The organism is Micromonospora sp. NPDC048040, from assembly GCF_055587185.1.
In genome coordinates this window covers 66,279-90,194 of the sequence record NZ_JBVJGT010000022.1, presented here as the reverse complement: position 1 = coordinate 90,194, position 23,916 = coordinate 66,279, and the positions used below count along the sequence as shown (strand labels likewise).

At 73.7% G+C, this 23,916-nt stretch carries 23 protein-coding genes and 1 tRNA gene; 10 read left to right on the top strand and 14 right to left on the bottom strand.

Going from position 1 to position 23,916, the window contains the following annotated elements; translation table 11 throughout:
* Window positions 1-14: 14 nt before the first annotated feature.
* Together ACZ6O2_RS21325 and ACZ6O2_RS21320 are read right to left on the bottom strand one after the other, a co-directional pair.
* A complete protein-coding gene (locus ACZ6O2_RS21325; protein WP_350702807.1) occupies window positions 15-1,673 on the bottom strand; it encodes a copper resistance CopC/CopD family protein in 1,659 nt (552 codons plus the stop codon).
* Window positions 1,674-1,782: 109 nt separating this feature from the next.
* Window positions 1,783-2,427, bottom strand: a complete 645-nt coding sequence (locus ACZ6O2_RS21320; protein WP_466024023.1) for a zf-HC2 domain-containing protein — start codon at window positions 2,425-2,427, stop codon at window positions 1,783-1,785.
* Window positions 2,428-2,534: 107 nt separating this feature from the next.
* On the opposite strand from ACZ6O2_RS21320, the gene ACZ6O2_RS21315 reads away from it, so the two are divergent.
* The 4 genes from ACZ6O2_RS21315 to ACZ6O2_RS21300 are packed head-to-tail and all read left to right on the top strand — an operon-like array spanning window position 2,535 to window position 5,493.
* The gene (locus ACZ6O2_RS21315) at window positions 2,535-3,119 is read left to right on the top strand and encodes a sigma-70 family RNA polymerase sigma factor (RefSeq protein WP_350702811.1); all 585 of its coding nucleotides are present in this window, start codon (window positions 2,535-2,537) and stop codon (window positions 3,117-3,119) included.
* A gap of 43 nt (window positions 3,120-3,162) precedes the next feature.
* The gene (locus tag ACZ6O2_RS21310) at window positions 3,163-3,687 is read left to right on the top strand and encodes a MauE/DoxX family redox-associated membrane protein (RefSeq protein WP_466024022.1); all 525 of its coding nucleotides are present in this window, start codon (window positions 3,163-3,165) and stop codon (window positions 3,685-3,687) included.
* Entirely contained in the window at window positions 3,680-4,396 is a 717-nt protein-coding gene (locus tag ACZ6O2_RS21305) for a DsbA family protein (RefSeq protein ID WP_466024021.1), read from the top strand. Before ACZ6O2_RS21310 ends, ACZ6O2_RS21305 begins: the two co-directional genes overlap by 8 nt.
* Window positions 4,393-5,493, top strand: a complete 1,101-nt coding sequence (locus ACZ6O2_RS21300) for a hypothetical protein (protein ID WP_466024020.1) — start codon at window positions 4,393-4,395, stop codon at window positions 5,491-5,493. Before ACZ6O2_RS21305 ends, ACZ6O2_RS21300 begins: the two co-directional genes overlap by 4 nt.
* 21 nt (window positions 5,494-5,514) lie before the next feature.
* On the opposite strand, the gene ACZ6O2_RS21295 is transcribed toward ACZ6O2_RS21300, so the two are convergent.
* From ACZ6O2_RS21295 to ACZ6O2_RS21280, 4 genes are read right to left on the bottom strand one after another with little or no spacing between them, the layout of a single operon-like run.
* Complete coding sequence (locus ACZ6O2_RS21295; RefSeq protein WP_350702818.1) at window positions 5,515-6,285, bottom strand: energy-coupling factor ABC transporter ATP-binding protein; 771 nt, start codon at window positions 6,283-6,285, stop codon at window positions 5,515-5,517.
* On the bottom strand, window positions 6,282-7,052 hold the full coding sequence (gene cbiQ / locus ACZ6O2_RS21290) for a cobalt ECF transporter T component CbiQ (RefSeq protein WP_350702820.1): 771 nt from the start codon (window positions 7,050-7,052) through the stop codon (window positions 6,282-6,284). Before cbiQ ends, ACZ6O2_RS21295 begins: the two co-directional genes overlap by 4 nt.
* A 6-nt stretch (window positions 7,053-7,058) precedes the next feature.
* On the bottom strand, window positions 7,059-7,451 hold the full coding sequence (locus ACZ6O2_RS21285; protein WP_350702822.1) for a PDGLE domain-containing protein: 393 nt from the start codon (window positions 7,449-7,451) through the stop codon (window positions 7,059-7,061).
* Window positions 7,448-8,164, bottom strand: a complete 717-nt coding sequence (locus ACZ6O2_RS21280) for an energy-coupling factor ABC transporter permease (protein WP_350702824.1) — start codon at window positions 8,162-8,164, stop codon at window positions 7,448-7,450. Before ACZ6O2_RS21280 ends, ACZ6O2_RS21285 begins: the two co-directional genes overlap by 4 nt.
* 205 nt (window positions 8,165-8,369) lie before the next feature.
* Here ACZ6O2_RS21280 and bcp point away from each other — a divergent pair, with 205 nt between their 5' ends.
* From bcp to ACZ6O2_RS21265, 3 genes are all read left to right on the top strand, one after another.
* Entirely contained in the window at window positions 8,370-8,846 is a 477-nt protein-coding gene (gene bcp, locus ACZ6O2_RS21275) for a thioredoxin-dependent thiol peroxidase (RefSeq protein ID WP_350702826.1), read from the top strand.
* A gap of 100 nt (window positions 8,847-8,946) precedes the next feature.
* Window positions 8,947-9,029: transfer RNA gene (locus tag ACZ6O2_RS21270), tRNA-Leu, on the top strand.
* 93 nt (window positions 9,030-9,122) lie between these two features.
* Entirely contained in the window at window positions 9,123-9,662 is a 540-nt protein-coding gene (locus ACZ6O2_RS21265; RefSeq protein WP_466024019.1) for a GNAT family N-acetyltransferase, read from the top strand.
* A 53-nt stretch (window positions 9,663-9,715) separates the two neighbouring features.
* Here ACZ6O2_RS21265 and ACZ6O2_RS21260 read toward each other — a convergent pair whose 3' ends face one another.
* Entirely contained in the window at window positions 9,716-10,549 is an 834-nt protein-coding gene (locus ACZ6O2_RS21260) for a class I SAM-dependent methyltransferase (protein WP_466024018.1), read from the bottom strand.
* 159 nt (window positions 10,550-10,708) lie between these two features.
* Between ACZ6O2_RS21260 and ACZ6O2_RS21255 the strand changes: the two genes are divergently transcribed.
* Entirely contained in the window at window positions 10,709-11,764 is a 1,056-nt protein-coding gene (locus tag ACZ6O2_RS21255; protein ID WP_466024017.1) for an LCP family protein, read from the top strand.
* A 61-nt stretch (window positions 11,765-11,825) separates the two neighbouring features.
* Here ACZ6O2_RS21255 and ACZ6O2_RS21250 read toward each other — a convergent pair whose 3' ends face one another.
* The 6 genes from ACZ6O2_RS21250 to ACZ6O2_RS21225 form a co-directional block, all read right to left on the bottom strand.
* A complete protein-coding gene (locus ACZ6O2_RS21250; protein WP_466024033.1) occupies window positions 11,826-13,289 on the bottom strand; it encodes a sugar transferase in 1,464 nt (487 codons plus the stop codon).
* A gap of 182 nt (window positions 13,290-13,471) precedes the next feature.
* A complete protein-coding gene (locus ACZ6O2_RS21245) occupies window positions 13,472-14,713 on the bottom strand; it encodes an endo-1,4-beta-xylanase (RefSeq protein ID WP_466024016.1) in 1,242 nt (413 codons plus the stop codon).
* Entirely contained in the window at window positions 14,710-15,885 is a 1,176-nt protein-coding gene (locus tag ACZ6O2_RS21240; protein ID WP_466024015.1) for a polysaccharide pyruvyl transferase family protein, read from the bottom strand. The genes ACZ6O2_RS21245 and ACZ6O2_RS21240 overlap by 4 nt, the downstream gene beginning before the upstream one ends.
* Window positions 15,875-17,290, bottom strand: a complete 1,416-nt coding sequence (locus tag ACZ6O2_RS21235) for a lipopolysaccharide biosynthesis protein (protein WP_466024014.1) — start codon at window positions 17,288-17,290, stop codon at window positions 15,875-15,877. Before ACZ6O2_RS21235 ends, ACZ6O2_RS21240 begins: the two co-directional genes overlap by 11 nt.
* On the bottom strand, window positions 17,271-18,158 hold the full coding sequence (locus ACZ6O2_RS21230; protein ID WP_466024013.1) for a glycosyltransferase family 2 protein: 888 nt from the start codon (window positions 18,156-18,158) through the stop codon (window positions 17,271-17,273). The genes ACZ6O2_RS21235 and ACZ6O2_RS21230 overlap by 20 nt, the downstream gene beginning before the upstream one ends.
* Window positions 18,155-19,495 (bottom strand): hypothetical protein, encoded by a 1,341-nt coding sequence (locus tag ACZ6O2_RS21225; RefSeq protein WP_466024012.1) that lies wholly within the window; start codon window positions 19,493-19,495, stop codon window positions 18,155-18,157. The genes ACZ6O2_RS21230 and ACZ6O2_RS21225 overlap by 4 nt, the downstream gene beginning before the upstream one ends.
* A 489-nt stretch (window positions 19,496-19,984) precedes the next feature.
* Between ACZ6O2_RS21225 and ACZ6O2_RS21220 the strand changes: the two genes are divergently transcribed.
* Window positions 19,985-20,803, top strand: a complete 819-nt coding sequence (locus ACZ6O2_RS21220) for a glycosyltransferase (protein ID WP_393259101.1) — start codon at window positions 19,985-19,987, stop codon at window positions 20,801-20,803.
* Between the two features lie 70 nt (window positions 20,804-20,873).
* Here ACZ6O2_RS21220 and ACZ6O2_RS21215 read toward each other — a convergent pair whose 3' ends face one another.
* Entirely contained in the window at window positions 20,874-22,865 is a 1,992-nt protein-coding gene (locus tag ACZ6O2_RS21215; RefSeq protein WP_466024011.1) for a trypsin-like peptidase domain-containing protein, read from the bottom strand.
* A 197-nt stretch (window positions 22,866-23,062) separates the two neighbouring features.
* On the opposite strand from ACZ6O2_RS21215, the gene ACZ6O2_RS21210 reads away from it, so the two are divergent.
* Window positions 23,063-23,914 carry a MurR/RpiR family transcriptional regulator gene (locus tag ACZ6O2_RS21210; RefSeq protein WP_350702850.1) on the top strand — a complete coding sequence of 284 codons (852 nt, stop codon included), beginning with the start codon at window positions 23,063-23,065 and terminating at the stop codon, window positions 23,912-23,914.
* The last annotated feature ends 2 nt before the right edge of the window (window positions 23,915-23,916 follow it).

The following is a 23,916-nucleotide window of genomic DNA, read 5'->3' as shown; positions in this document are numbered from 1 at the left end:
TGGGAGCCTTCCTGTTACCTGATCGGCACGGTGGCGGTCACCGTGGCCTGGTCGATGTCGGACGTGCGGACGGTCACGCGCAACTGCCACTCCCCCGCCGCCGGCAGGTTGATCTCGCCGGTGGCGTGGTTGTCGGTCAACGGCAGCAGCGGGACCTCGATCGGTTCGATCCCGGCCGACGGCAGGGCCGCCGTGGCGCGCCACTCCACCACCGGCTGTGGCCGGTTGTCCTTCGTGTACGCGTAGAAGTGCACGGTGTTGTTGCCCCGCTCGGCCGGGTCCAGCTCCACCTGGAGGGAGTAGATCGGGCTGGACAGCGTCGTGGAGAAGTAACCGGGGGAACCGCCGGTCACGTCGGAGCCGGCGGTGCGGGCCGGGGTGGTCTGCACCAGGACGGCGGTCAGGCCGAGCACCACGGCGGTGATCGCCAACTCCGCCCAGACCGCCCGCCGCATCGGCGCCGGCCGGCCGGCCGCCGTGCGCACCAACTGCCGGGAGTACGCGGCCACCGCGATGACCAGCGCGAACAGCCCGATCTTGCCGAGCAGCAGCCGCCCGTAGGTGGTGTCGACCAGCGCGGCCGGCGTGGCGACCTCGATCAGCGCCTGGACGGTGCCGGCGAGCAGCAGCGCCGAGACGGCCAGCGTCGCCCAGCGCGACCAGATCGGCAGGATCGCGCCCAGTTCCCGCTCGTCTGCCCGGCGCAGCAGGAAGGCGGCGAGCATCACCAGCCCGCCCAGCCAGACGGCCATGCTGCCCAGGTGGACCGCGTCGACGACGACGGAGACCGCCGGGGCGGGCGAGGCCGCCGGGTGCCCGGCCAGCGGCCAGGTCAGCAGGGCCGCCACCCCGAGGATGCCGAGGATCACCAGGTCGGCGCGGCCGACCGGCCCGGCCAGCAGCGGCCGGAGCAGGAACGCCGCCGCGGCCAGCAGGCCCAGCCGCACCAGGTGCGCCGCGCCGAAGGTGCTCCCCAGCACCGCGCTGAGCCCCTCGCCGGTCACGTCGAACACGCCCCCGCCGGCGGTGTAGGGCACCTGGAGCAGGAGGTTCGTCACGGTGCCGAGCACCACCAGGCCGAGCCCGGCCCAGGCCAGCCGCGCCGGGCCCTGCCGGGGCAGCCGCCGGGGCCACAGCGCGGCGAGGACCATCGCCGGGCCGACGAGCAGCAGCAGGCCGGCGTAGCCGACGTACTTGGCGACCTTGACCGCGTGGCCGACCACCGGGTCGGCCCGGCTGTCGTCCCCGGTGTCGACCGGGGGCGTGGAGGGCGCGCCGACGGAGTAGGTGAACGCGCCGGAGACCGGATGGCTGTCGGCGGAGATCACCCGGTAGCTGACCAGGTAGGTGCCGCGCCCCCCGGCCGAGTCGACCGGAATCGTGACCACGCTGCCGGAGAAGCTCGGCTCGCCCCGGTCGGCGCGGGAGCCGTCCGGCGCGATCACCCGGATCTTGCCCGGCACCTTGCGGACGGACTCGCTGAAGGTCAGCACCACCTCGGCCGGCCCGCTCGACACCACCGCCGAGGCGACCGGGCTGCTGCTCACCAGCACCGCGTGGGCGCTGGCGGGGCCGGCGGGGGCGATCAACAGGGCGACGACGGCGATCAGCAGGCCGACGGCGGCGGTCAGCCGGGCGAACCGGCGACGGTTGGCGACACTCATGCCGGTCATGCTCGCGGACCCGACCCGCCGGGCGCGAGTCCGACCGTGCGGAACAGCCCGAAGCCCACCGGCCCGCGCGACCCCCTGCTCGGGCGTGCGCGCCCGGGGCGGAGCGTGGTCAGCCATGCCGGGCCCGGAGTGACGTCGACACCGGGCTGCCGGACTCGCCGCCGACCCGGCCCAGCGCCCACAGCAGCCCCGCCTGCACCACGGCGGCCAGGTGGCCGACCTCGTGCACGAGGGCGGTGGTGGAGTTGGCGATGTCGACGGCGCTGGTGCCGGCCAGGCACACCGCCAGCACCAGCGCCACCGGCACGAACGCGCGGGCCCGCTCCGGCCGCCACGCGGCCAGCGCGAAGCCGACGGCCAGCGCCACGTCGAAGGAGGCCATCTCGCGGCTGGTGTGCGGGTCGACGGTCACGTCCAGCCCGGCCAGCAGCACCGGCAGCGCGATCGACAACTGGGCGACGGCGGCGACCGCGACGGCGACCCGCAGCACCTGACGGCGGGCCCGCCGGGTCGCCTCCGGCACTCGCCGGGCCGCGACCGGGTCGGCGGCGACCGCCGCGAGCACCGAGGCCGTCAGGTCGGGCACCGCCACCGCCCGCACCCGGGCCAGCCGGGTCACCTGCTCGGCCCGGGCCAGCCAGGCGCGGCAGCCGGGGCAACGCGCCGTGTGCGCGTCCAGCACCGCCGACGCCGCCTGCGGGTCCTCGCCGTCCAGCCGCGCCGACAGCGCCGTGCGTACGTCGTCGCATGTCATGAGCGGGTAGTCGTGCGGCGAGCCGGAAAAGTTCCCGGCGTGGCGCAGGCCATGGAAGGGCCGAAGGACCCTGCCCCCTCCAGCCGTGCCGCGTAACCTGGGTTGTCGTGATCCCCGCCCCGCGCGACACCTCCGCCGTCGGTCCCACCGACGCCGCCGCCGCGCGCGAGTCGGCGACGGTGTGGGCGCTGGCCGCCCGCGACGGGGATCCCGTCGCCCAGGCCGCCTTCGTCCGGCTCACCCAGGCCGAGGTGTGGCGCTTCGCCGCCGCGCTGGTCGACCCGGACAGCGCCGACGACCTGACGCAGGAGACCTACCTGCGGGCGTTCCGGGGGCTGCCGGCGTTCGAGGGGCGGTCCAGCGCGCGGACCTGGCTGCTCGGCATCGCCCGGCGGGCCTGCGCCGACCACCTGCGCACGGTCGTGCGCCGCCGGCGGCTCGACGAGCGGCTCACGGCCGACGCGGGGGCCGACCGGTCGCACCCCGACCCCGCCGGCCAGCTCGGCGCCGCCGACCTGGTCCGCCGGCTCTCCGCCGAGCGGCGCGGGGCGTTCGTGCTCACCCAGCTGCTCGGCCTGTCGTACGCCGAGGCCGCCGCCGTCGAGGGGGTGCCGGTGGGCACCATCCGCTCCCGGGTGGCCCGGGCCCGCAACGACCTCGTCGAGGCGGTCGGCGACGCCCTCGCCGGATGAGCGGGAACGTGGCCGGGAACTTCCGTGGCGGACGCGACGTCCAATGATCGTGACCGCCCCCCGTACTCCGGCCGCCCGCTGGCCGGCCGTCCGCCCCTGGCTCGGCGTGGCCGCCCGGCTGGGCCTGGCCGCCGTCTGGCTGATCGCCGGCGGCAGCAAGGTCGGTGACCTGGCCGCCTCCGGTCGCGCCGTCAACGCGTACCAGGTCATGCCGTACGACGTCGCCACGGTGATCGGCGCGGCGCTGCCCTTCGTGGAGCTGGCGCTGGGCGTGCTACTGCTCCTCGGGCTGGCCACCCGGCTGAGCGCCGCGGTCTCCGCGGCGCTGCTGGTGGTCTTCGTCGCCGGCATCGCCTCGGCCTGGAGCCGGGGCCTGGCGATCGACTGCGGCTGCTTCGGCAGCGGCGGCCAGCTCGCCGAGGGGCAGGCGCCGAGCTACCTCCCGGAGATCCTCCGGGACCTGGGATTCCTGGCACTGGCCGGATTCCTGCTGATCTGGCCCCGCACGCCCGTCTCCGTGGACGGCTGGCTGACGGGGGACGTACCCGTGGAGGACGAGAATGAGTAGTCGCAAGGGGCAGAAGGGCGCCGCGCGGGTGGTCCGCGAACAGCTCGCCCGGGAGCAACGGCGCAAGCGGACGCTCTGGGTCTCCGTGGCCGCCGTCGCCGTCCTGGTGATCGCCGGCCTCATCGGCTGGAGCATCTACTCCAGCCAGCGCTCCACCGACTTCACCCCGCCGACCGGCTCGAACGAGGCCGGCACCGGCGTCGTCGCCGGCTCGGGCCCGGTCACCGTGGACATCTACGAGGACTTCCTCTGCCCGGCCTGCAAGCAGTTCGAGCAGGTCAGCGGCCCGACGCTCGACCAGCTCATCAGCGAGGGCAAGGTACGGGTCATCTACCACCCGGTGGCCTACCTCAACCGCTTCTCCACCACCCAGTACTCGACCCGGTCCTCGGCGGCCTCCGGCTGTGCGGCCGAGAGCGGCCGGTACCGGGAGTACGCCAAGGCGCTGTTCGACCGGCAGCCGCCGGAGGGCGGCGCCGGGCTCAGCGACGACGAGCTGGTGGACATCGCGGCGGGCGCCGGCCTCGACCGGGACGGCTTCGCCTCCTGCCTGCGGGAGGGCACCTTCAAGCCGTGGACGGAGCACGTGACCGACGAGGCCAGCAAGGCCGGCATCACCGGCACCCCGACCATCGTGGTCGACGGCCAGGAGGTCGCCGACCGCAGCCCGGAGGGGATCAAGGCGGCGGTGGAGGCGGCCGGCAAGTGATCCGTGACCTGCTGGCCCGCGCCGGCCTGGTGCTCGCCGCCGCGCTGGCCGCGACGCTCGCGCTCGCCGGGCCGGCGGCCGCGCACGGGGCGGACGCCCCCGACGGCACCGACTACCGCACCGAGGTGACGGCGGTCACCCCGGCCCGGGCGGGGCTGAGCGTACGGGTGGTGGAGGCGGGCGCCCGGCTGGAGCTGACCAACACCGGCGACCACGCCGTCGAGGTGGTCGGCTACTCCGGCGAGCCGTACCTGCGGGTGGGTCCCGACGGGGTGTACGAGAACGTCCGTTCCCCCGCGACGTACCTGAACCGGACCATCGCCGGGGACACCCGGCTGCCGGCCGAGGCGGACCCGGCCGCGCCGCCGGACTGGCGGCGGGTCGACGACTCGTCCACGGTGCGCTGGCACGACCAGCGGGCGCTCTGGCGCGAGTCGGCGCCGCCGCCGCAGGTGCGGGCCGCCCCCGACCGGGAGCACCGGGTGCGGGACTGGGTGGTGCCGCTGCGCGCCGGCGCCGAGCCGATGGAGATCCGCGGCACCCTGGACTGGGTGCCGCCGCCGGACGCGTACGCCTGGTGGGTGGTCGCCACGGTCGGGCTGCTCGCGGTGGGCGCGCTGGGGCTGCTGCCGGCCGGCTCGGCGCCGGGCGCGCGGGCGCTGGCCGGGCTCGGCGGGCTGCTGGTACTCGGCGGGGTGGCCGCGGTGGCGTTCACCGTGGGCCGGGAGCTCGACGCCGGGGCGCGGGGCGTCGGCGGCCTGCTGGCCGGCCTGCTCGGCGGGCAGGTGTGGGCGCTGCTGACCGGGCTCGGCGCGATCGCCGCCGGGGTGTACGCGCTGGCCCGACGGCCGGCCGCCGACTTCGCGCTGGCGCTGGCCGGCGCCTGCCTGGCGCTCTTCGCCGGGGTGGCGAACGCCGCGGTCTTCGCCCGCGCCGTCGCCCCCGTCCCGTGGCCGGCGACGGCGGCCCGGATCCTGGTCACCGTCGTCCTGGTCACCGGCGTCGGCGCCGCGGCGGCCGGTGCCCTCCGCCTCCACGCCGCCTCCCGCCGCCACTCCCCCTCTCCCACCCCCGCCCCCACGGCGCCCCGCCCCTGACGACGCCGGGGCGGGGTGGGGTCAGTGGGGGGTGCGGGTTGTCGGGGTGAAGCCGGCCGGAAGCTCCAGGCGGTGACGGGACAGGAGGTCCTGGTCGGCCAGGAGGTCCGGCGTCGCACCGTCGGCGACGATCCGACCGGCGTCCAGGATCACCGAGCGGTCGCATAGTTCCAGGGCGTACGGCAGGTCGTGGGTCACCATGAGCAGCGTCACCGGCAGCCCGCGCAGGATCTCGGCCAGCTCGCGGCGGGCCGCCGGGTCGAGGTTCGACGACGGCTCGTCGAGGACCAGGATCTCCGGGTGCATGGCGAGCACGGTGGCCACCGCCACCCGGCGCCGCTGCCCGAAGGAGAGGTGGTGCGGCGCGCGGTCCCGGTGCTCGCCCATCCCGACCGCGGCGAGCGCCTCGTCCACCCGGGCGGCCAGTTCCGCCCCGCGCAACCCCAGGTTGGCCGGCCCGAACGCCACGTCCTCGGCGACCGTGGGCAGGAAGAGCTGGTCGTCCGGGTCCTGGAAGACGATGCCCACCCGGCGGCGCACCTCGGCCAGCGTGGCCCGGTCCTGGCTGACGGTCAGGCCACCGACGCTCACGCTCCCCTCGGTCGGGGTGAGGATGCCGTTGAGGTGCAGCACCAGGGTGGTCTTCCCGGCGCCGTTCGGGCCGAGCAGCGCCACCCGGTCGCCGCGCGGCACGGTCAGGTCCACCCCGTGCAGGGCGACGTGCCCGTCCGGGTACGCGTACCGGACGCCACGGACGTCCAGGGAGGCAGCGGTCTGCACGTCCCCGATCATGTCAGCACGACGGCGGTGGCGGCGATGGTGGCCGCCAGGACCGGCACGGTGGCCGCGACCAGCCACTGCCCGGTTGTCGCCGCGCCCGCGCCCTGCCACACCGCCGGCATCCGGCCGGCGTAGCCGCGCGACAGCATCGCCAGGTAGACCCGCTCGCCGCGTTCGAACGCGCGCAGGAAGAGCGCGCCGATGCCGGCGGCGAAGCCGCGCAGCTGCCACAGGAAGCGCGGGTCGTCGCCGCGGGAGATCCGGGCCACCCGCATCCGGCGGGCCTCGCCGACCAGCACGTCGAGGTAGCGCAGCATGAACGTGGCGATCTGGGTGAGGATCTGCGGGCAGCGCAGCCGGTCCAGGCCGACGATCAGGTCACGGGTCGTCGTGGTCGCGGCCAGCAGGAGCGACGCGAGCACCCCGAGGGTGCCCTTCGCCACGATGTTCCAGGCCCCGAGCAGCCCGTCGGACGACAGGCTGAGGCCGAGCACGTCGACGCGCTCGCCGGCGCCGAGGAACGGCAGGGCGACGGCGAAGAGCACGAACGGCAGCTCGATCAGCGACCGGCCGAGCAGCCAGCCCGGGCCGACCCGGGCCAGCGCGGCGACCGCCGCGACCAGCAGGGCGTACCCGCCGAAGGCCCAGAACGCCTCGCGCGGGGTGGCCACCACGGCGAGGGTGAAGACCACCATCGCCGCGATCTTGGCCTCGGGCGGGAGCCGGTGCACCGGCGAGGTGCCCTCCCGGTACAGCACGTGCGCGTGCCCGGCGCCCATCCCCGGCTAGCCCCGGCCCGTCGCGCCGGTGGTGGCGCGCTCACGGTCGGCCGCCTCGCCGTCTCGCGGGCCGCGACGGCGGACCAGCCAGAAGGCCCCGCCGGCCACGGCGAAGGTGAGCAGCACGCCGAGGACGCCGGACAGGCCGGTGGAGAGGAAGTCGTTGTCGATCCCCGCGATGCCGTAGTCGGCGAGCGGGCCGCCGATCTCGTGCTCCTTCTCCTGCTGCGCCGGGCAACTGCCGCCGGTGATGTTGTCGTCGGCGTCGAACGTGCAGCCCTCGCGCAGCGACGAGTCCAGCCCGTCGGGGTGCGCCGAGGCGAAGTTGCTCACCACCCCGGCGAGCAGCAGGGCCACCAGCAGCCCGCCGACGACGAACCCCCAGGAACGCTTCCTCACCGGACACCTCCGACGGCCGGGACGGTGGGCGCGGACGCGGGCCGCAGCCCGCGCAGCGCGTAGACGAGATCGGGCCGGACCTTGGCGACGGTGACCACCGTGGTCGCGGTGATCAGGCCCTCGCCGATGCCGATGAGGAGGTGGGCGCCGGCCATCGTGCCGGCCAGGCCGCCCAGGTTGCCGCCCAGGTCGGTGGTGCCGCCGAGCCAGTACTGGAACACGAAGCCCATCGACGCGACCACCACGCTGACCAGGGCGGAGACGAAGGCGGTCACACCGAGGCCGGTCGGGGTGCGGGGCAGCACCCGCAGCAGCAGCGCGATCAGCAGGTACGCGGCGGCGGTGCCGAACACCGCCATGTTGGTGATGTTGAGCCCGAGCATCGCGACGCCCCCGTCACCGAAGACGAGCGCCTGCACGACGAGCACCACGGCCACGCAGAGCGCGCCGACCCACGGGCCGACCAGCATCGCGGCGAGCGCGCCGCCGAGCAGGTGGCCGCTGACGCCGGCGGTGAAGATCGGGAAGTTGAGCATCTGCACGGCGAAGATGAAGGCCGCGACGAGACCCGCCATCGGCGCCAGCCGGTCGTCCAGGTCGCGCCGGCCGCGCAGGACGCCGAGGGTCATCGCGGCCACCGCGACGGCCGCGAAGACCGCGGCGACGGGACCGTCGATGATCCCGTTCGAGATGTGCATCGCCAGCGTTTCCACACGACCTCCCACGCATCGGCGGTCCGTCCGCGCCCCGCGGGGTCAGCGTATTTCCCGCACATCGCTGTTGCCAATATCTGGCAACAGCGCATGGCATCGATCACCGTCCGCCGCACGGACGCGGGCCGGAAGTACCGGACGCCGGGCCCGGTGCCGGCGCGTCGCCCGGGGCCGGCGGGCCGGCGCCGGCGGTAGGGTCGTGACCATGACCGCGCCCGACCGCCTTTCCCCCGGTGACCCCGCGCCCGACTTCCGCCTGCCCACCGACACCGGCGAGACGCTCTCGCTGGCCGACCTGCGCGGCCGTAAGGTCGTGCTGTACGCCTACCCGGCGGCCATGACGCCCGGCTGCACCAAGCAGGCCTGCGACTTCCGCGACTCGCTCGCCTCGCTCCAGGCGGCCGGCTACGAGGTCGTCGGCATCTCGCCCGACAAACCGGAGAAGCTGGCGAAGTTCCGCGAGCGTGACGCCATCACCTTCCCGCTGGTCGCGGACACCGACAAGTCGGTGCTGATCGCGTACGGCGCGTACGGCGAGAAGCAGTCGTACGGCCGGACGGTGACCGGCGTGATCCGCTCGACCTTCGTGATCGACGCCGACGGGAAGATCGAGCGCGCGCTCTACAACGTCAAGGCGACGGGCCACGTCGCCAAGCTGCGCCGCGACCTCGGGCTCGACTGAGTCCGGCCGCCCTCGACCGGCCGCGGAGGCGTCTCGCCGCCCGGCCGGCGAGGGCGGGCTCGGCACCGTCGTGACCCGACGCTCTAGACTCAGCGGGTCGGCGGGAGTGGCGTAACGGCAGCCGCGGTAGGTTTAGGTCCTATTGTCCGAAAGGACGTGGGGGTTCGAATCCCCCCTCCCGCACTTCGGGGTCCACCCCGCCCGGGCCACCGGCTGCGCTGTCGGACGCGTCACGATCGCAGGTCGGCGCGGGCCTCGCGCGGTCAGGATTGCCCGGTGACCCTGCGCTTCGCCCTCGACCCCGAACTGACCCCCGACCTGCGCGAGGCGATCGTCGCGCTCTGGGTCGACGTCACCAACGCCGGCGGGGCGGTCGGCTTCGTGCCGCCGGTCACCGCCGCCGACGTCCGGCGCACCGCGGACCCGACGTTCGCCGGCATCGCCGAGGGCCCGGACCGACTCCTGCTCGGGTACGCGGGCGACCGCCTCGTCGCGGCGCTGATCTTCTGCGACAACCGATTCAACCTGAAGGCGCACTGGTGCGTGCTGAAGCGGGTGATGGTCCACCCGGACACCCAGGGCCACGGGTACGGCCTGACGCTGATGCGCGAGGCCGAACGCCTCGGCCGCGAGCTGGGCCGGGAGGCACTGCACGTGACGGTCCGGGACGGCCTGGGGCTGGACCGCTTCTACCGGCGGCTCGGTTACCGGGAGATCGGGCGCCTGCCCGGCGCCCTGCGGGTCGCGCCCGGCGACGACCGCGACGAGATCCTCATGTGGCTCGACCTGACCGCCCCGCACGCGCCCGCGCGCTGACCGGCCGCTCCGCCCACGCCCGCGCGCCGGGCCGACGGCTCAGCCGCGCCCGGTCACCAGGCCGCGCCGATGCCGTCCCCTGGGTACCAGTGGTTGGCCGGGGTCTCCCGGTAGGCGAGGAACTTCCGGCCGGTGCGCTCGGCGTGCTCGGCGAGGACGTTGGTGGCGGTCACGTTGTCGGTGAGCAGGATCGCGCCCGGCGCGAGCTTGCCCTCGACCGCCTCGAACTCGCGCTTCTCGTGGGCCCGGCTGTGGTCGCTGTCGTGCAGGAAGAGGTCGACCGGCCGGTCCAGCGCGGCGATGGAGGCGATGGAGTCGCCGATCACCAGGTCGACCACCTCGGACCAGGGCGCGGTCCGGGCGAGGTAGCCGGCCTCGGGGTTGATGTCCAGCGACGTGACCCGGCCGGGGTGCCCGTCGGCGGCGTTGCGCAGCAGCGCGGCGGCCAGGACGCAACTGCCGAGCCCCTTGTCGACGCCGGTCTCCACGACGTGCTGGGGTCGCGTGGCGCGGACGATCGCGTACCAGCCGATCCGGCGGGCGTAGCGGACGTGCCGGTCGGCGAGGCCCCGGCGGGCCGCGCCGGCGGTGGCGGACTCGATGTGCCGGCGCAGCACGTCGTCCGACTCGATCTCGCCGAAGTACGCGCGGACCTGCTTGACGGGCACGTCGCAGATCACGCTGACGAACCAGGCGAGGTGGTGCCGGCTCAGCTTGGTCAGGTCGTACGTGTAGTTGTGGTGCTCCCGGGAGGTGAACAGCCACCGGGCCGACGTGCGCAGCACCTTGGCGTCGTGGCGGGCGACCCGGGCCAGGCGCTTGGGGAAGGCGGCGACGGGGGCGAAGGGGGTGCGGGCGATGGCTCGCCGGAGCTTCGTTGCGTCCACGAGAGGGTTCTACCAGGCGAAGGGAAACAGATGTGAGAAAAGTTTCCCCGCAACCGGGCCGCTCGGGCCGGAACCTCATGCGAAACGGGACGAGCGGCGCGTCACCGTCGACCGGACGAGGGTACGCGGGCGCATCGACGGGTCAGTAGCATCGCCGCCATGCCAACTCCGCAGCAGTCCGTCGAGCCGGAGCCGACAACCGACACCCCCGCGCCCGGGGAACAGGGGCCGAACGCCAGGCCCCGTCGCCGCTGGCGGCGGATCGTCCTGGTCAGCATCCTGGTGGTGGCGTTGCTCGGGGTGGGCGGCGTGGTGGCCGGTGGGCTCTACCTGCGCTCGGTGGAGTCTGACATCGAGCGGGTCGACGCCTTCACCGGCGTGCCGGAGGAGAGCCGCCCGCAGCCGGCGACCACGGGCGCGATGAACATCCTGATCCTGGGCAGCGACACCCGTGACCCGGAGAGCACGTCGGGCTCGCGCACCGACACCATCATCCTGGCCCACCTGCCGAAGGACCGGTCGAGCGCCCAGCTCATCTCGATCCCCCGGGACACCTGGGTGGCGGTGCCACGGTCCAGGGACGGCAACCACGGCGGCCGGGACGCCAAGGTCAATGCCGCCTACGCGTGGGGCGGCGTGCCGCTGATGGTGCAGACCGTGGAGAAGTTCACCGGGGTTCGCATCGACCACGTGGCGATGGTCGACTTCGCCGGGTTCAAGGAGATCATCGACGCCCTGGGCGGCATCGAGGTCGACTCGGAGAAGACCTTCACCTCCATCCATCCGCCGTTCCGGACCTTCCCCCAGGGCCCCCAGAAGATGGACGGGGAGGCGGCGCTCGACTACGCCCGCCAGCGCAAGCAGTTCGCGGACGGGGACTTCGCCCGGATCCGCCACCAGCAGCAGGTGATCAAGGCGATCCTGGACAAGGTCTCGTCGGGCGGCATCCTGACCAATCCCGGGAAGCTGAACTCGTTCCTCCAGGCGACGTCGGACTCGGTCGCGGTGGACAAGAACCTGTCCCTGCTGGACATGGCGACGGAGGTGCGCGGCCTGCGCAGCGGCAACCTCTTCTTCCTCACCAGCCCGACGAAGGGCACCGGGCGGGTCGGCAGCGAGAGCGTCGTCTTCGCCGACACCGACCGGGCGCGGTCGTTCTACGACTCCGTACGCCGGGATGCGGTCCAGGAGATCATCAGCCGCGGCAGGGGATAGGCGCCGTATCCGGCCGGGCGGTGCGCCGGTCGGCGCCGCCCGGCCGGGTACGGGGCCGGGATCAGTACGCGCCCCGCCGGGCGAGCACCACGCTGACCGTGCGCCACAGGATGCCCAGGTCGTAGACGAGCGACCAGTTGTCCACGTAGTGCAGGTCGAGCCGGACCGCGTCGTCCCAGGTCAGGTCGGAGCGGCCGGAGATCTGCCAGAGCCCGGTGATGCCGGGACGCACGAGCAGGCGGCGCCGCACGTCGCCGCGGTAGTCGTCGTCCTCGGTGGGCAGCGGGCGCGGGCCGACCAGCGACATCTGCCCCATCAGCACGTTGACCAACTGGGGCAGCTCGTCCAGCGAGAGCGCGCGCAGATGCCGGCCGATCGGCGTGACCCGCGGGTCGTCCTTGATCTTGAACAGCAGGCCGTCGCTCTCGTTCCGGTCCCGCAACGCCTCCAGCCGCTGCTCGGCGTCGGTGTACATGGTGCGGAACTTCCAGACCTTGAACGCCCGCCCCTGGTGGCCGATCCGGGTCTGTCGGAACATGACCGGCCCACGGTCCGTCAGCTTGATGGCCAGCGCGATGCCGGCCAGCAGCGGGCTCAGCAGCACCAGCCCGACCAGTGCGGTGACCCGGTCGAGCACGCTCTTGACCAGCAGCGAGAGGCCGGAGATGGTCGGCTCCTCCACGTTGAGCAGGGGCAGGCCCTCGATCGGACGGACGTGGATGCGCGGACCGGTGACATCGGTGACCTGCGGCACCACCACGAGGTCCAGGCCCGTCCCCTCCAGTTGCCAGGCCAGCTTGCGCAGCTCGTACGACTCCAGGCTGGCCGGACCGCAGACGGCGATGGTGTCGGCGCCGAGCTGCTGGACCAGGGGCACCAGGTCCCAGCCGACGTAGACCGGCACCGGCGCGGTGACCCGCTCCCCCGGCCTCGGGTGGTGCGGCAGGTGGATGGCGATCGGGCGTAGGCCGGCGCCCGGGTTCCGGGTCACCACCTCGTGCACGGCCAGCGCGTCGGAGAGCCGCCCGACGAGCAGCACCTTCTGCGACGCCCGCTGGCTGACCCGGCGGATCCGACGGAGCACGACCCGGGCGACGAACCGCGTCACCAGGGTGTAGAACAGCAGCGCCAGGATGATGGCCGCAACCGTCGCACGGGACAGGTCCTTCTTGAAGCCGAGCGCCAGGAACGACACGGTGGCGGCCATCGCGACGTTGGCCCGCACCACCCGCTTGAGCTCCTCCGTGCCGCGCCCGAGGGCGCGCCGGTCGTACGCGCCGGCACCGACGAGGATCGTCATCCACATCAGGGGCACCACGACGTTGGCCACCATGGCGAAGGCGCTGACCGTCCCGCCGAGCACCCGCTGGTCCCAGAAGCCGGCGTCGGCCTCGTCGAGCAGGGCCACCACGGTCCGGCTGGCCGCCAGGGCGGCGACGAAGTCGATGACCACGAGGCAGGCCAGGTAGCGCCGACGCCACCGCGCCCGCGGGGCGACCGGCCGGCCGAAGACCGACCGTGGCATGCCGTTGGACGGGGGTGTGATCACCCCGAGATCGGGATCGAACCTCGGCAACTGTTGCTGCGACGCGACAGCCGAGAGGAACTGAGTCTGCCCGGACACGGCCTTCCTTTCACCTGTGCTAATCGTCGTCACGGGAGGGTGGGTAGCGGGTCCCCGAGAGATGCCCGCGCCGTCGCCGGCGTTCAGCCGGGGCTCGGAGTGACCCCGCGGGGCGATCGTCGGCGCAACTCGTCCAGCAGCGCGGCGTGCGCCGGCTTGGGAGCCAGGCTGCTGTCGAAGAGGCAGGCCGCCCCGTAACCGCGGTGGTAGCCCGGGATCCAGCTGCGTGCGTCCGTGAAGCCCCAGACGGTGAACGACACGCAGGCGGGCAGGCCGAGGCAGGCCTGGAGCACCTGCCGGTAGAGCGTGGCCTGCCGCGCCAACTTCTCCGGCGTGGCCGGCAGCGGGACCCGCACGTCCAGTTCGGTGATGGCCACCGAGACGCCCAGTTGCGCGAACCGGCCCAGGTTCCCGGTGAGGTCCCGGGGCGGCTGGTCCCACCGCAGGTGGCTCTGGAAGCCGACGCCGTCCACCGGGACACCGGCCCGGCGCAGGTCCCGGACGAGCCTCCACAGCGCGTCGGCTTTCCGGGTCCGGCCCTCCACGCCGTAGTCGTTGATGAACAGCCGCGCGCCCGGGTCGGCCGCGTGGGCCCAGCGGAAGGCGTCGGCGACGTAGCCCGGGCCGAGCTTGCGCAGCCAGAGGGTGTCGCGCAGCGTCCCGTCCTCGTCCAGCACCTCGTTGACCACGTCCCAGGCCCAGACACGTCCCCGGTACCGGGAGACCACCGTGGTCACGTGCTCCTGGAGCACGGCACGGACGCGTTCCGCCGGCCAGTCCGGGGAGACCCACTTCGGCACGTCGCTGTGCCACACCAGGGTGTGGCCGTACACCTCCTGGCCGTGCTGCTGGGCGAAGTCGACGATCTGGTCGGCGCCGGTCCAGGCGTACACCCCGGGCAACGGTTCGAGGTTCCGCCACTTCATGGCGTTCTCGGCCGTCATCGCGTTGAACTCGGTGCCGAGGAGTGCGCGGTAGGCAGGATCCAGGCTCAGCCCCCGGCCGTCCACGGCCGATCCGATCCGCACTCCGGGCGGCATCAGGTCGCGCAGGGTCTCTCGCCCCGGCGTGGCGGAAGCCGACAACCCGGGAGCCGGCCCGGCGTGGCCGCCCGCGGGCGGAGGCTCGGGAGTGGACCGGACCAGCGCCATGCCGGCGGCGAGCAACGCCGCGACGACCAGCGCGACCGACACCAGCAGCGCCGGCGGGCTGAGCCGACCGAAACGGGCGCGCGGGGTGGCGTGCCACGCGCCGCTCCCGGCCGGCCCGGAGGCTTGCGGCAGCGACAGCGCGTCACTGTCCCGGCTGGGCAAGTCGACGATCACCGCGCCGGCTGGCCCGGTCCGTCCCGCAGCGCCCACGGCGCCCGGGTGAAGTTCCACCGGGCACGCTCGGCGAACTCCTCGCGCGGCAGCCGTGGCACCGCCTCGTCGGTGAGCAGGCCGGCGAGCGCCCGGGTCACCTCCGCCGGGTCCTCCGGGACCCGGCCGAGCCGCGAAGACTCCGGCTGGCCGATCTCGGCGAGGAAGTCGTCGCATTTCTTCTGGTACGGCACCAGCGCGAACGGGACACCCGCCAGATACGCGAAGATCGCGCCGTGCAGCCGCATGTGCAGGCCGATGTCGCAGCGCTTCATCTCGTCCCAGCACGCCCGCACCCCGTCGCGCGCGGTCACCACTCGAATGTCACAGAGCCCGTCCAGGGAGGCCCGGAGACGGTCGCTGACCCGTTCGTCGCCGTGCACGGGGTGGGTGTTGAACACGAAGACGGTGACGTCCACCGGTTCCTTCAGGACCAGACGGCGGACGCCCTCGATCAGGGCCTCCTCCCGTTGCCGCGCCTGTGGGGCCGCCGCCTCGTAGTCGACGCCGAGCAGGGTCACGCCGAGGCGGGCCCGCCCTCCGGTGGGCCGGGGCCGACGCTCCGGGACCGGCTCGCCCAGCGCCTCGGGGAGCAGTCCGGCGAGGTCGCCAGCGCGGACGAGCACCCCGGGATAGCCGGCACGTTCCAGGATCTCGGCGGAGGCGAGGTCGCGTACGCCGATGAAGTCGATCCGGCGGAGCACCTCGACGAGCCGCCGCTCGGCCGCCGGGGAGAGGAACGGGCCGACGGAGACGCCGACGGCGGCCATGGGGTGCCCGGATGCCCGGGAGAAGAGCGAGAAGAGCTTCTTCTCGCTCACCGGGCCCATGTCCCGGAAGACCGAGCCGCCGCCGAAGACGAGCATCGAGGAGCGGCCCAGCAACGCCGCCTTGTTCAGCACCCAGCCGACCCGGTCGGGCACGCTGCGCGAACGGTACCAGCGGGGATTCATGCCGGTGCTCTCCACCGGAAGGTCGACGATGGGCGGCGCGGCGAAGACGGGTTCCTGGGCGCCCCAGTAGGTACGGGCGGCCCAGTCCATGACGACGCAGAAGGCGTTGTCCCCGACGTTCTCCATGCCGTAGTAGCCCACCACCAGTGGGCGGCGGGCGGCGGGACTCGGTTCAGGATGCACGCGGGGTCTCCCTCGTCAGGCGCCGACGCAGATCGTGCCACGTCGGCAGGGGCGCGTCCCCGACCACCCGCCTGCGCACCGCGGTCCAGAACAGCGTGCACAGGATGACCTCGGCGACGACGGTGGCCACGGCGGTGCCCCTGACGCCCCACAGCGGGGTGGCCACCGCCAGGGCCACGAGGAACACCAGGGCTCCCACGCCCTGGTACGCCACCTTCCGGCGCAGCAGGCCGCCGCTCGTGAGCAGCGAGGCGACGGCCGCGCCCGCGAAGCGGAACGGGATGGCCAGCGCCAGCAGGGCCATGACGGTGGCGGATTCGCGGTATTCGGGGCCGAGCAGGAAGGGGAGCACCGGGAGGCCGCCCAGCGCGACCAGCGCCGCGAGGACGGTGCCGAGCGCCAGCATCCCTAGACCGCCCCAGCGGTACGCGATCAGGACGGCGTCGCGGTCGGTACCGGACCACCGGTGCAACCTTGCCAGGAAGTACTGCTGGTAGACGACCCGGGGGACGAGGTAGACGGCGGTCAGCACGGACATCGGGACGGCCAGGACGGCCGCCGCCGACGGGCTGAGGAACTCGGCGGCAACCACCGTGCCCAGGTACATGCCGAGCAGATAGAAGAGGTTGCCCAGCACGAACGGCGTGGCGGCACCCGTCACCCGCGCCGCCCCGACCCGGGACGGGGATCCCGGCGGCAGGTCACGGGGATGGCCTTCGAGGGACGCCTCACCCCGGAGGAAGGGCAGCATCACCGGCACGCAGGCAACCACGGTCAGGACCGCCACGACGGCGTAGCCGGCCGCCGCCGCCAGCACGGACGCTCCGAACGCCCACACGGCGAGCACCACGAGCACCCGGGCCAGGTGCGGTGCGACCTGGAGGGCGGAGAGGCCCTGGTAGTCGCCGCGCAGCTGCTGCACCGTGCCGACCAGTGCCAGTGCGGCCTGCGCGACGACGACGGTCGCCAACAGCGCCCGTACTCCGGCTGCCACCGGGTCGGACCACTCGACGAGGCTCCAGGCCAGAATGCCGGCGACGGTCAGGCCGCTGCCGGCCGCCACCACCCGCAGCGACGGGCCCACCCACCGGCGCGCCCGCCCGCCCTCCTGACCGAACCGTTGCAGCCACAGCTCGGGTACGCCGAAGACCGCCAGCGGCGCGGTCAGCGACACCACCGCCAGCGCGGCGGTGAAGGTGCCGAACGCCTCCTGAGGAAGGCTACGGGCGAGGAGGATCTGCGTCCCGAACGCGGCCAGGGTGACTCCGACCTGGCTCAGACCCAACATGCCGAGGTGCACCAGGACCGTGGCGGCCCGCCCTCTGGCCGCCCTCGGCCGGGCCGCGCCGCCGGCATCCCGGGCGGCACCGTTGCCGGTGTCGAGATCAGCGGCCGAGGGTGACAAGCCACTTACCTGTCTCGCTCAGGGTCCGCAGTGCCTTGATGGCCGTGGCCACCCCCGGCCATCTCGAGGGCCGGTACATGTCGATCAGCCGGAACCAGAAGACCAGCCCGCCGAGCCGGCCCCGGGTGACGTTCCCGTCGTGTCGTTGGAACCGCACGATCGGGTGGGCCAGATGGCAGGGGTGGACGTCGGCGCGCAGGGCACGCAGCATCAGCTCCACGTCCTCGAAGAGGCGGAAACTTTCGTCGTACCCCCCGATCCGGTCGAGCAGCGCGCGGTCGATCGTGGTGCCGGAGTGCTTGAAGGGCAGGCGCGGGCGGGTCAGCACCCCGAGCAGCATGCGCCGCGCCGAGGCGTACTCGGGCAGCCGGATGATGGTGGAGGCCCCCCGACGGATCTCCGTGTAGTCGGCGTACACCCACGATCCGCCGCTGGTGGTCAGCAGGTGGTGCAGCCGGGCGAGTGCGTCGACGGTGAGTTCGTCGTCGGAGTCCAGCACGGTGACGTAGCTGCCCATGGCGGACCGCAGGCCCCGGTTGCGCGCCTCGGCGATGCCGGTCGGCGGCTGGGCGAGCACCCGCACCCGACGGTCCGCCGAGAGATGCGCGTCCGCCATCACCTGAGCGACCGGCACCTGCGACCCGTCGTCGACGATGACCACCTCGAAGTCCTCGAAGGTGTTCGCCAGGACGCTGCGCACCGCGTTGACGAGCAGGACGGGACGGTCGCGCACCACGATGCAGACCGAGAAGGTCGGCCGGACGACCGGCATCGTGGGCGCGTCGCTGGCGATGCTCCCGGCCGGGCCGGGGAACCTGTCGTCCTGCCGGGGCAGGCCGTGCAGCGACGCGGAAGTCGGCTGGTTCACTTCCTCGACCCACCTTCCACGGACGGCCCCGCACCCGGGTTCTTCCCGTCGACGGCGAGGACCACCATCTGACCGAAGAAGAAAAGCCAGAGGAAGTACGGGTAGGCCAGCGGCTTCTGCGTGAGGCCGAAGACGATGAGCGTCACGAAGAGCAGCGCCAGGGCGACCCGACCCGACCGGTTGATCCGTGCCCGGACGGAGCGGTAGAGCCCCGCGACGACGGCGCAGGTCACGAGGACGCCGACGACCCCCCAGATGACCAGCACCCGGATCAGGTCGTTGTGCATGTCCCAGGGCTCGTAGCCGAACCCGAGGAGCCAGACGTCCACCGGGGAACGACCGAAGATCTCCGCCACGTCGTTCCAGATGGCGCCCCGGCCGTGCATGAAGGTGTCGGACCGGACGTCCAGTGACCCCACCTCGGTGAGGGTTACCTCGACCCGCCTCCAGATGGCACCGCCCCAGAGCGCGCCGACGACCGTGCCGACGGCCGCCACCGCGCCGCCGACCGCCAGCGCCGCCCGGCGGTTGATCCCGCCGGAGCGACGAGCCGCCACCATCCCGAAGAGGCGCCGCGCCTCGAACGTGGCCACGATCAGGCCCAGGCACAGGATCGTGAAGCGGTGCAGAGAGACCACACCGGTGGCGACGAAGAGGCCGATCAGCGCGTACCGGACGAGAGTGGGCACCCTCAGCCGGTCACTCAGGGCATAGACCAGGAACACCGAGAACATCAGCAGCCGACCGAGCGACATCGGGTGGTAGTAGCCGCCGGAGGCCCGCCCGATCTTCTCCCAGTTGGCCAGCTCGAAGTAGAACGAGTACGGGAACAACCCGGCGACCTGGAGCCACGCCAGCAGGCAGTGCACGACCGCGCCGGCCACCACCGCCCCGGCGACGAGGCCGAGCACGCGCACCGGGAACCAGTCGCGGCGCATCAGCATCAGCCCGAGCAGGGCGATCGGTGCGAAACCCACGACGAGGCGCATCGCCTCCGCCGGGATGGCGCTGGTCGCCTCCTGCGGCGGACCGTAGATCGAGTAGCGACGGACGTCGAACAGGCCCAGCAGGTCCTCGCGGGCCGGGACGGCGAGGTAGCTGACCGCGGAGAGCACGAGCAGCAGCGTCAGCCCACCCGCCACGAGAAGGATGAATCGGGGCGGCAGCCGTCGGGCGCCGATCGCCACGATGCTGATCGCGACGACCATGCACGCCGCACCGAGCGCGGTGAGCAGCACCCCCAGGTCGAACCCGCCGCCGGCGTCCTTCTCACCGATGTCGAGCAGCGGCTTCACCGCGACCAGCACCAGCGCGGCGGTGGCCAGGAGGCGCGCCACCTGCTCGTGACGGGCCGGTGGCGCGGCCCGGTGCCCTCGCCGGAGGGGCGGTCGCCGCTCCGGTGTGGTCAAGGTCTCCATCGCGGGTGCGTCTCTCCCATCAGTGTCCGCCGCGGCAGCAGCCGACAACGCGGGCAGGTCGGCCGGCGGCCCCCACTGCCAATCCCTCGCCGATCCATGTGTCGGCTGTCGTGCCTGCGGCGACCAGCGGTTGCGGAATGTCCACAGGCGCTGCCCGGCCCCGCCTCAGAAACATGAGGACGATACCAGCGGCGCAGGTCGCGTCGGTGTCCGGTTTCCGCACGACAGGAACGACCGGAGCGGGTGTTGCGGCAGGACGTGCGGTCCGGCAAGCTGTACCGCCGTACCCGGGCCCGGTCCGAGGCGGGTGCTGCGTGAGGTGAACCGTCCGGTCGGCCGCGGTGGGAGACACGATCCCGACCACCGCGCGGAAGTGTGGAACTGGTGTGACTGCCCCGTGAACTACCGATGATCAGCGTGGTGATGGCCGCGCACAACGAGGCCCGCGTCATCGGTGACTGCCTCGACGCGCTGCTCGCCGACGCCGCCCCCGGCGAACTCGACATCGTGGTGGTCGCCAACGGCTGCACCGACGACACCGCCCGGATCGCCGCCGCCCGGCCCGGCGTCCGGGTCATCGAGGTGGCGCAGGCCGGCAAGTCCAACGCCCTGAACGTGGGCGACGCGGCAGCCCGCGGCTTCCCCAGGGTCTATTTGGACGCGGACGTGGTGTTGAGCCGCGGCGCGTTGCGCGCGATGGCCGCGGCGCTCGGAGCCGAGGGTGGGCCGCTGGCCGTGATGCCTCGCCGGCACATGGTGACGACGGGCCGGTCCCTGGCGGTTCGGGCCTACTACACGATCAACACCCGCCTGCCGATCTTCGCGGACGCGCTCTTCGGCCGTGGCGCGATGGGCATCTCCGCGGCAGGGCGGGAACGCTTCGACCGCTTTCCGGAGCAGATCGCCGACGACCTCTTCCTGGACTCGATGTTCTCGTCGGACGAGAAGCAGGAGGTGGCCGACGCCACGTCCTACGTGCAGGCCCCTCGACGCACCCGGGACCTGGTCCGGACCTTGGCGCGGGTGCGCGCGGGCAACACCATGCTGCGGGCCAGCCACGCCGGTATCCGCGCCTCGGCGCCGTCCTCCTGGTTGCGGGACGTGGTCCTGCCCCGACCGTGGCTCGCGCCGACGGCGGCGGTGTACGTGGCCATCACCGTGGCGGCCGCGCTCAAGGCCCGCCGCCACCCGCGCGACGCCTGGGGACGGGACCACTCCACCCGTTGACCGCCCGGGCGGCGGCGCGGCGCGCCGAGCCGGCGGCGCCGAGCCCGTCACCGGCCGGCGCCGACGCTCACTAGCTGCTGCGGCGCCGCCGCAGCAGCATCACCACGGCGATGACGAGCCCGACCACCAGGGCGGCGGCCGCGCCGGCGAACAGTGCGACCGGCAGCCGCGAGGACTCCGTGGAATCCCCCTCCAGCCGGGCCCGGTCCATGGCGTTCTGGCGGTAGGCCTGGGCGAGCACGTTGGTGGGCGACGCCGTCGCCACGGTGTCGAGCAGGCTGATGGCCTCCGCGTTCCGGCCGGCGAAGAAGGCGTCGAGGCCGTCGCGGTACGTCCGGTCCGGCTCGGCCAGACCGGCCTGGACGCCACCCTCGCCGAGCAGCCCGGCGACCACCGACACCGGCACCAGGGCCCGGTTGGCTCCGCCGTTGGCGGCCCGGTCGTTGTCCAGCACGCCGACGACCCGGCCGCTGGTGTCGATGGCGATCCCGCCGTGCGAGTAGATGCCGACGTCACCGTTGACCCGGGCGACGGTCACCGCACCCTGGTTGGCCGTGCCGGACACCTGCACCGGCTTCGCGTTCAGGGTGTAGGTGGCGGCCCGGAAGTCGGCGTCGGTCGTGCCGTAGCCGATCACGAGCAGCGACGTGCCGGAGGCGAGCGCGGCCTCCGCGTTCAGCTCGACCGTGGCGAGGTTCGTCTGGGCGAGCTTCACCAGCGCCAGGTTGCCGTTGTCGGCGGGGAGGACACGCACCACCTCGACCGGCACGGCCGGGCTGGCGGTCAGGTCGCCGTGCGCGACGTTGAACTGCCCGAACACCTGGTTGGTGGGTTCCGAGCCGGGCTCGCTGCCGGTGAAGCTCGTGGTGGCCATCTTCGTCCGGACGTACCGGTCGAGAGCCGACGGGCTGAGCTTCTTCTGCTCGATGAGGATCCGGCCCAGGGTGTAGAGGGCCCGCTCGCGGGCGGCCGCGGCCTCCGGCCGTACGCACTGGCCGTTGGTGAGCACGTGGCCGTCCGCGTTGACCACGAACCCGCTGCACCGCCGCTTGAAGGTGATCGGGGTGGCGCTGAGCGGGACGTTGGACTTCGTCTCCCGCAGCACGCCGGTGAAGACCGCCTCGATGAAGACCATCGAGGGCGCGGCGATGGCCAGCGCACGCTCCTCGGGGCTGTACGGAGCCGCCTGCGCCCACGGCTTGAGGCCCGGGTTCACCGGGGCCGCGCTGGGGAACGCGGAGGATGCCACGGTCGGCGTCGCCGTGGGCTCGGCGGGCTCACCCGGGGCAAGCACCCAGACGGCGGAGCCGACACCCAGGGCGACCACCAGGACGAGGGCGGCGAGACCCACCCAGAGACCCGCCCGGCCCTTGGACGGCTCCGATGGCTTGATCCGGGGCGCCGACGCCGAGAACGGATCGTACGCCGGAGCGGCGCTTGTCTGGGCGGCCGGCGGCAGGGGCGCGGGCGCGGCCGGCTGTGTGGGCGTCACGGTGGTCGGCGCGTCCCAGGACGGCGCGGGCGTGGCGGAGACCGGGTGCGGCGCGGGCGTGGCGGAAACCGGGTGCGGTGCCGAGGCCTCGGGCTGGGCGGGCATCGGTCCGGCCTGCACCGCCCACGGCGCGTGCGGCGGCGCCGACGTCGGCACCGGCCCACCGGAGACCGGGTACGGAGGCGCGGAGGCGGGCTGGGGCGGCGCGGACACCTGCTGGGGCGGCGCGGACACGGGTGGCGCCGCCGCCGGCCCGGCCACCACCGGCTGGTATTCCACGCCGAGCGCGCGCAGGAGCTTCTCCGCGCCCGGACCGGCCTCCGCCGGGTACGCGACCCAGGGAGACGGCGCGGAGAAGTCCGCGTACGTGTAGGCCTGGCCGTCCGGCGCCTGGGCGAGCGCGTCCGCCATCGCCGAGTATGCCTCCCGCCAGCGCGGATCGTTCGCCACGATCGCGTCCAGCACGGCCACCGTCACGAACCGGCCCTGCGCGTCGATGGCCGCCCATGCCTTGCCGACCGGGCAGGTGCCCAGGATGTGGGTGAACCTGTAGGGGCCCTCCGGCTGCATGCCAACTCCTCCGCTCAACCGCCGTGCGGATCCTACAGAGGGCACGCTCATGAGGCCGTCGGCCGGTCGGCGGACGGGCCGCAGCCCACACCGGTCGGCCCCGACTCCGGCCGTCCGGGCCGGCGGCCGGTTTGTCCATGTTGGAGGCGACGACGCGGGTGTTGCTTTATGAAAGTTTTCATGCATAGAGTCAGCACGTGAATGAAGGAGCTGTCGTGGCGCCCACCGAGCAGGTGTTGGACCTGTTCCAGGGGGTCCGGCTCACGCCGACCCAGCGCCGGATCGCGCACTGCCTGGTGCAGCACGCGCCGACGGCGGCGTACCTGTCGGCGGCCGAGGTGGCCGAGCTGGCGGGGGTCAGCCAGCCGTCGGTGACCCGGTTCGCGGTGGCGCTCGGCCACGACGGCTACCCCGCGCTGCGCCGCCGGCTGCGCGAGCTGACCGCCGGCACGCCGGGCGGCCCCGCCGGCGCGGGCAACGAACTCCAGCAGGCGGTACGCGCCGAGATCGGCAACCTCGACCGGCTCGCCGGGCAGCTCGCCGACCGGGACCGGATCGCCGAGACCGGGCGGCTGCTGGCCGCCAGTCGCCCCCTGCCGGTGCTCGGCCTGCGGGCCGCCGCGCCGCTGGCCGCGTACTTCGCCTACTTCGCGGCCAAGGTGCACCCCGACGTGCGGGTGCTCGACGACGGCGGCAGCCTGCTCACCGACCGCCTCGAACAGGCCGCCGCGGCCGGGGCGGGCGCCCTGCTCGCCTTCGTGCTCCCCCGCTACCCCCGGGAGACCCTGGACGCGCTGCGCGAGGCGCGCGCCGCCGGCCTGCGTGTGGTGGCCATCACCGACTCGCCGGTCAGCCCGGCCACCGAGCACGCCGACGTGGTGCTGCCCGCCGCGGTCGGCGCGCAGCTCGTCTTCGACCTGCACACCGCCCCGATGACCCTGGCCATGGTGCTGCTCCAGGCCATCTGTGACGCCGACCCCGCCGACACCCAACGCCGGCTGGAGGCCTTCGAGGCGTCCGCCGCCCGCCGCCAGTTGTTCCTCGGCTGAGA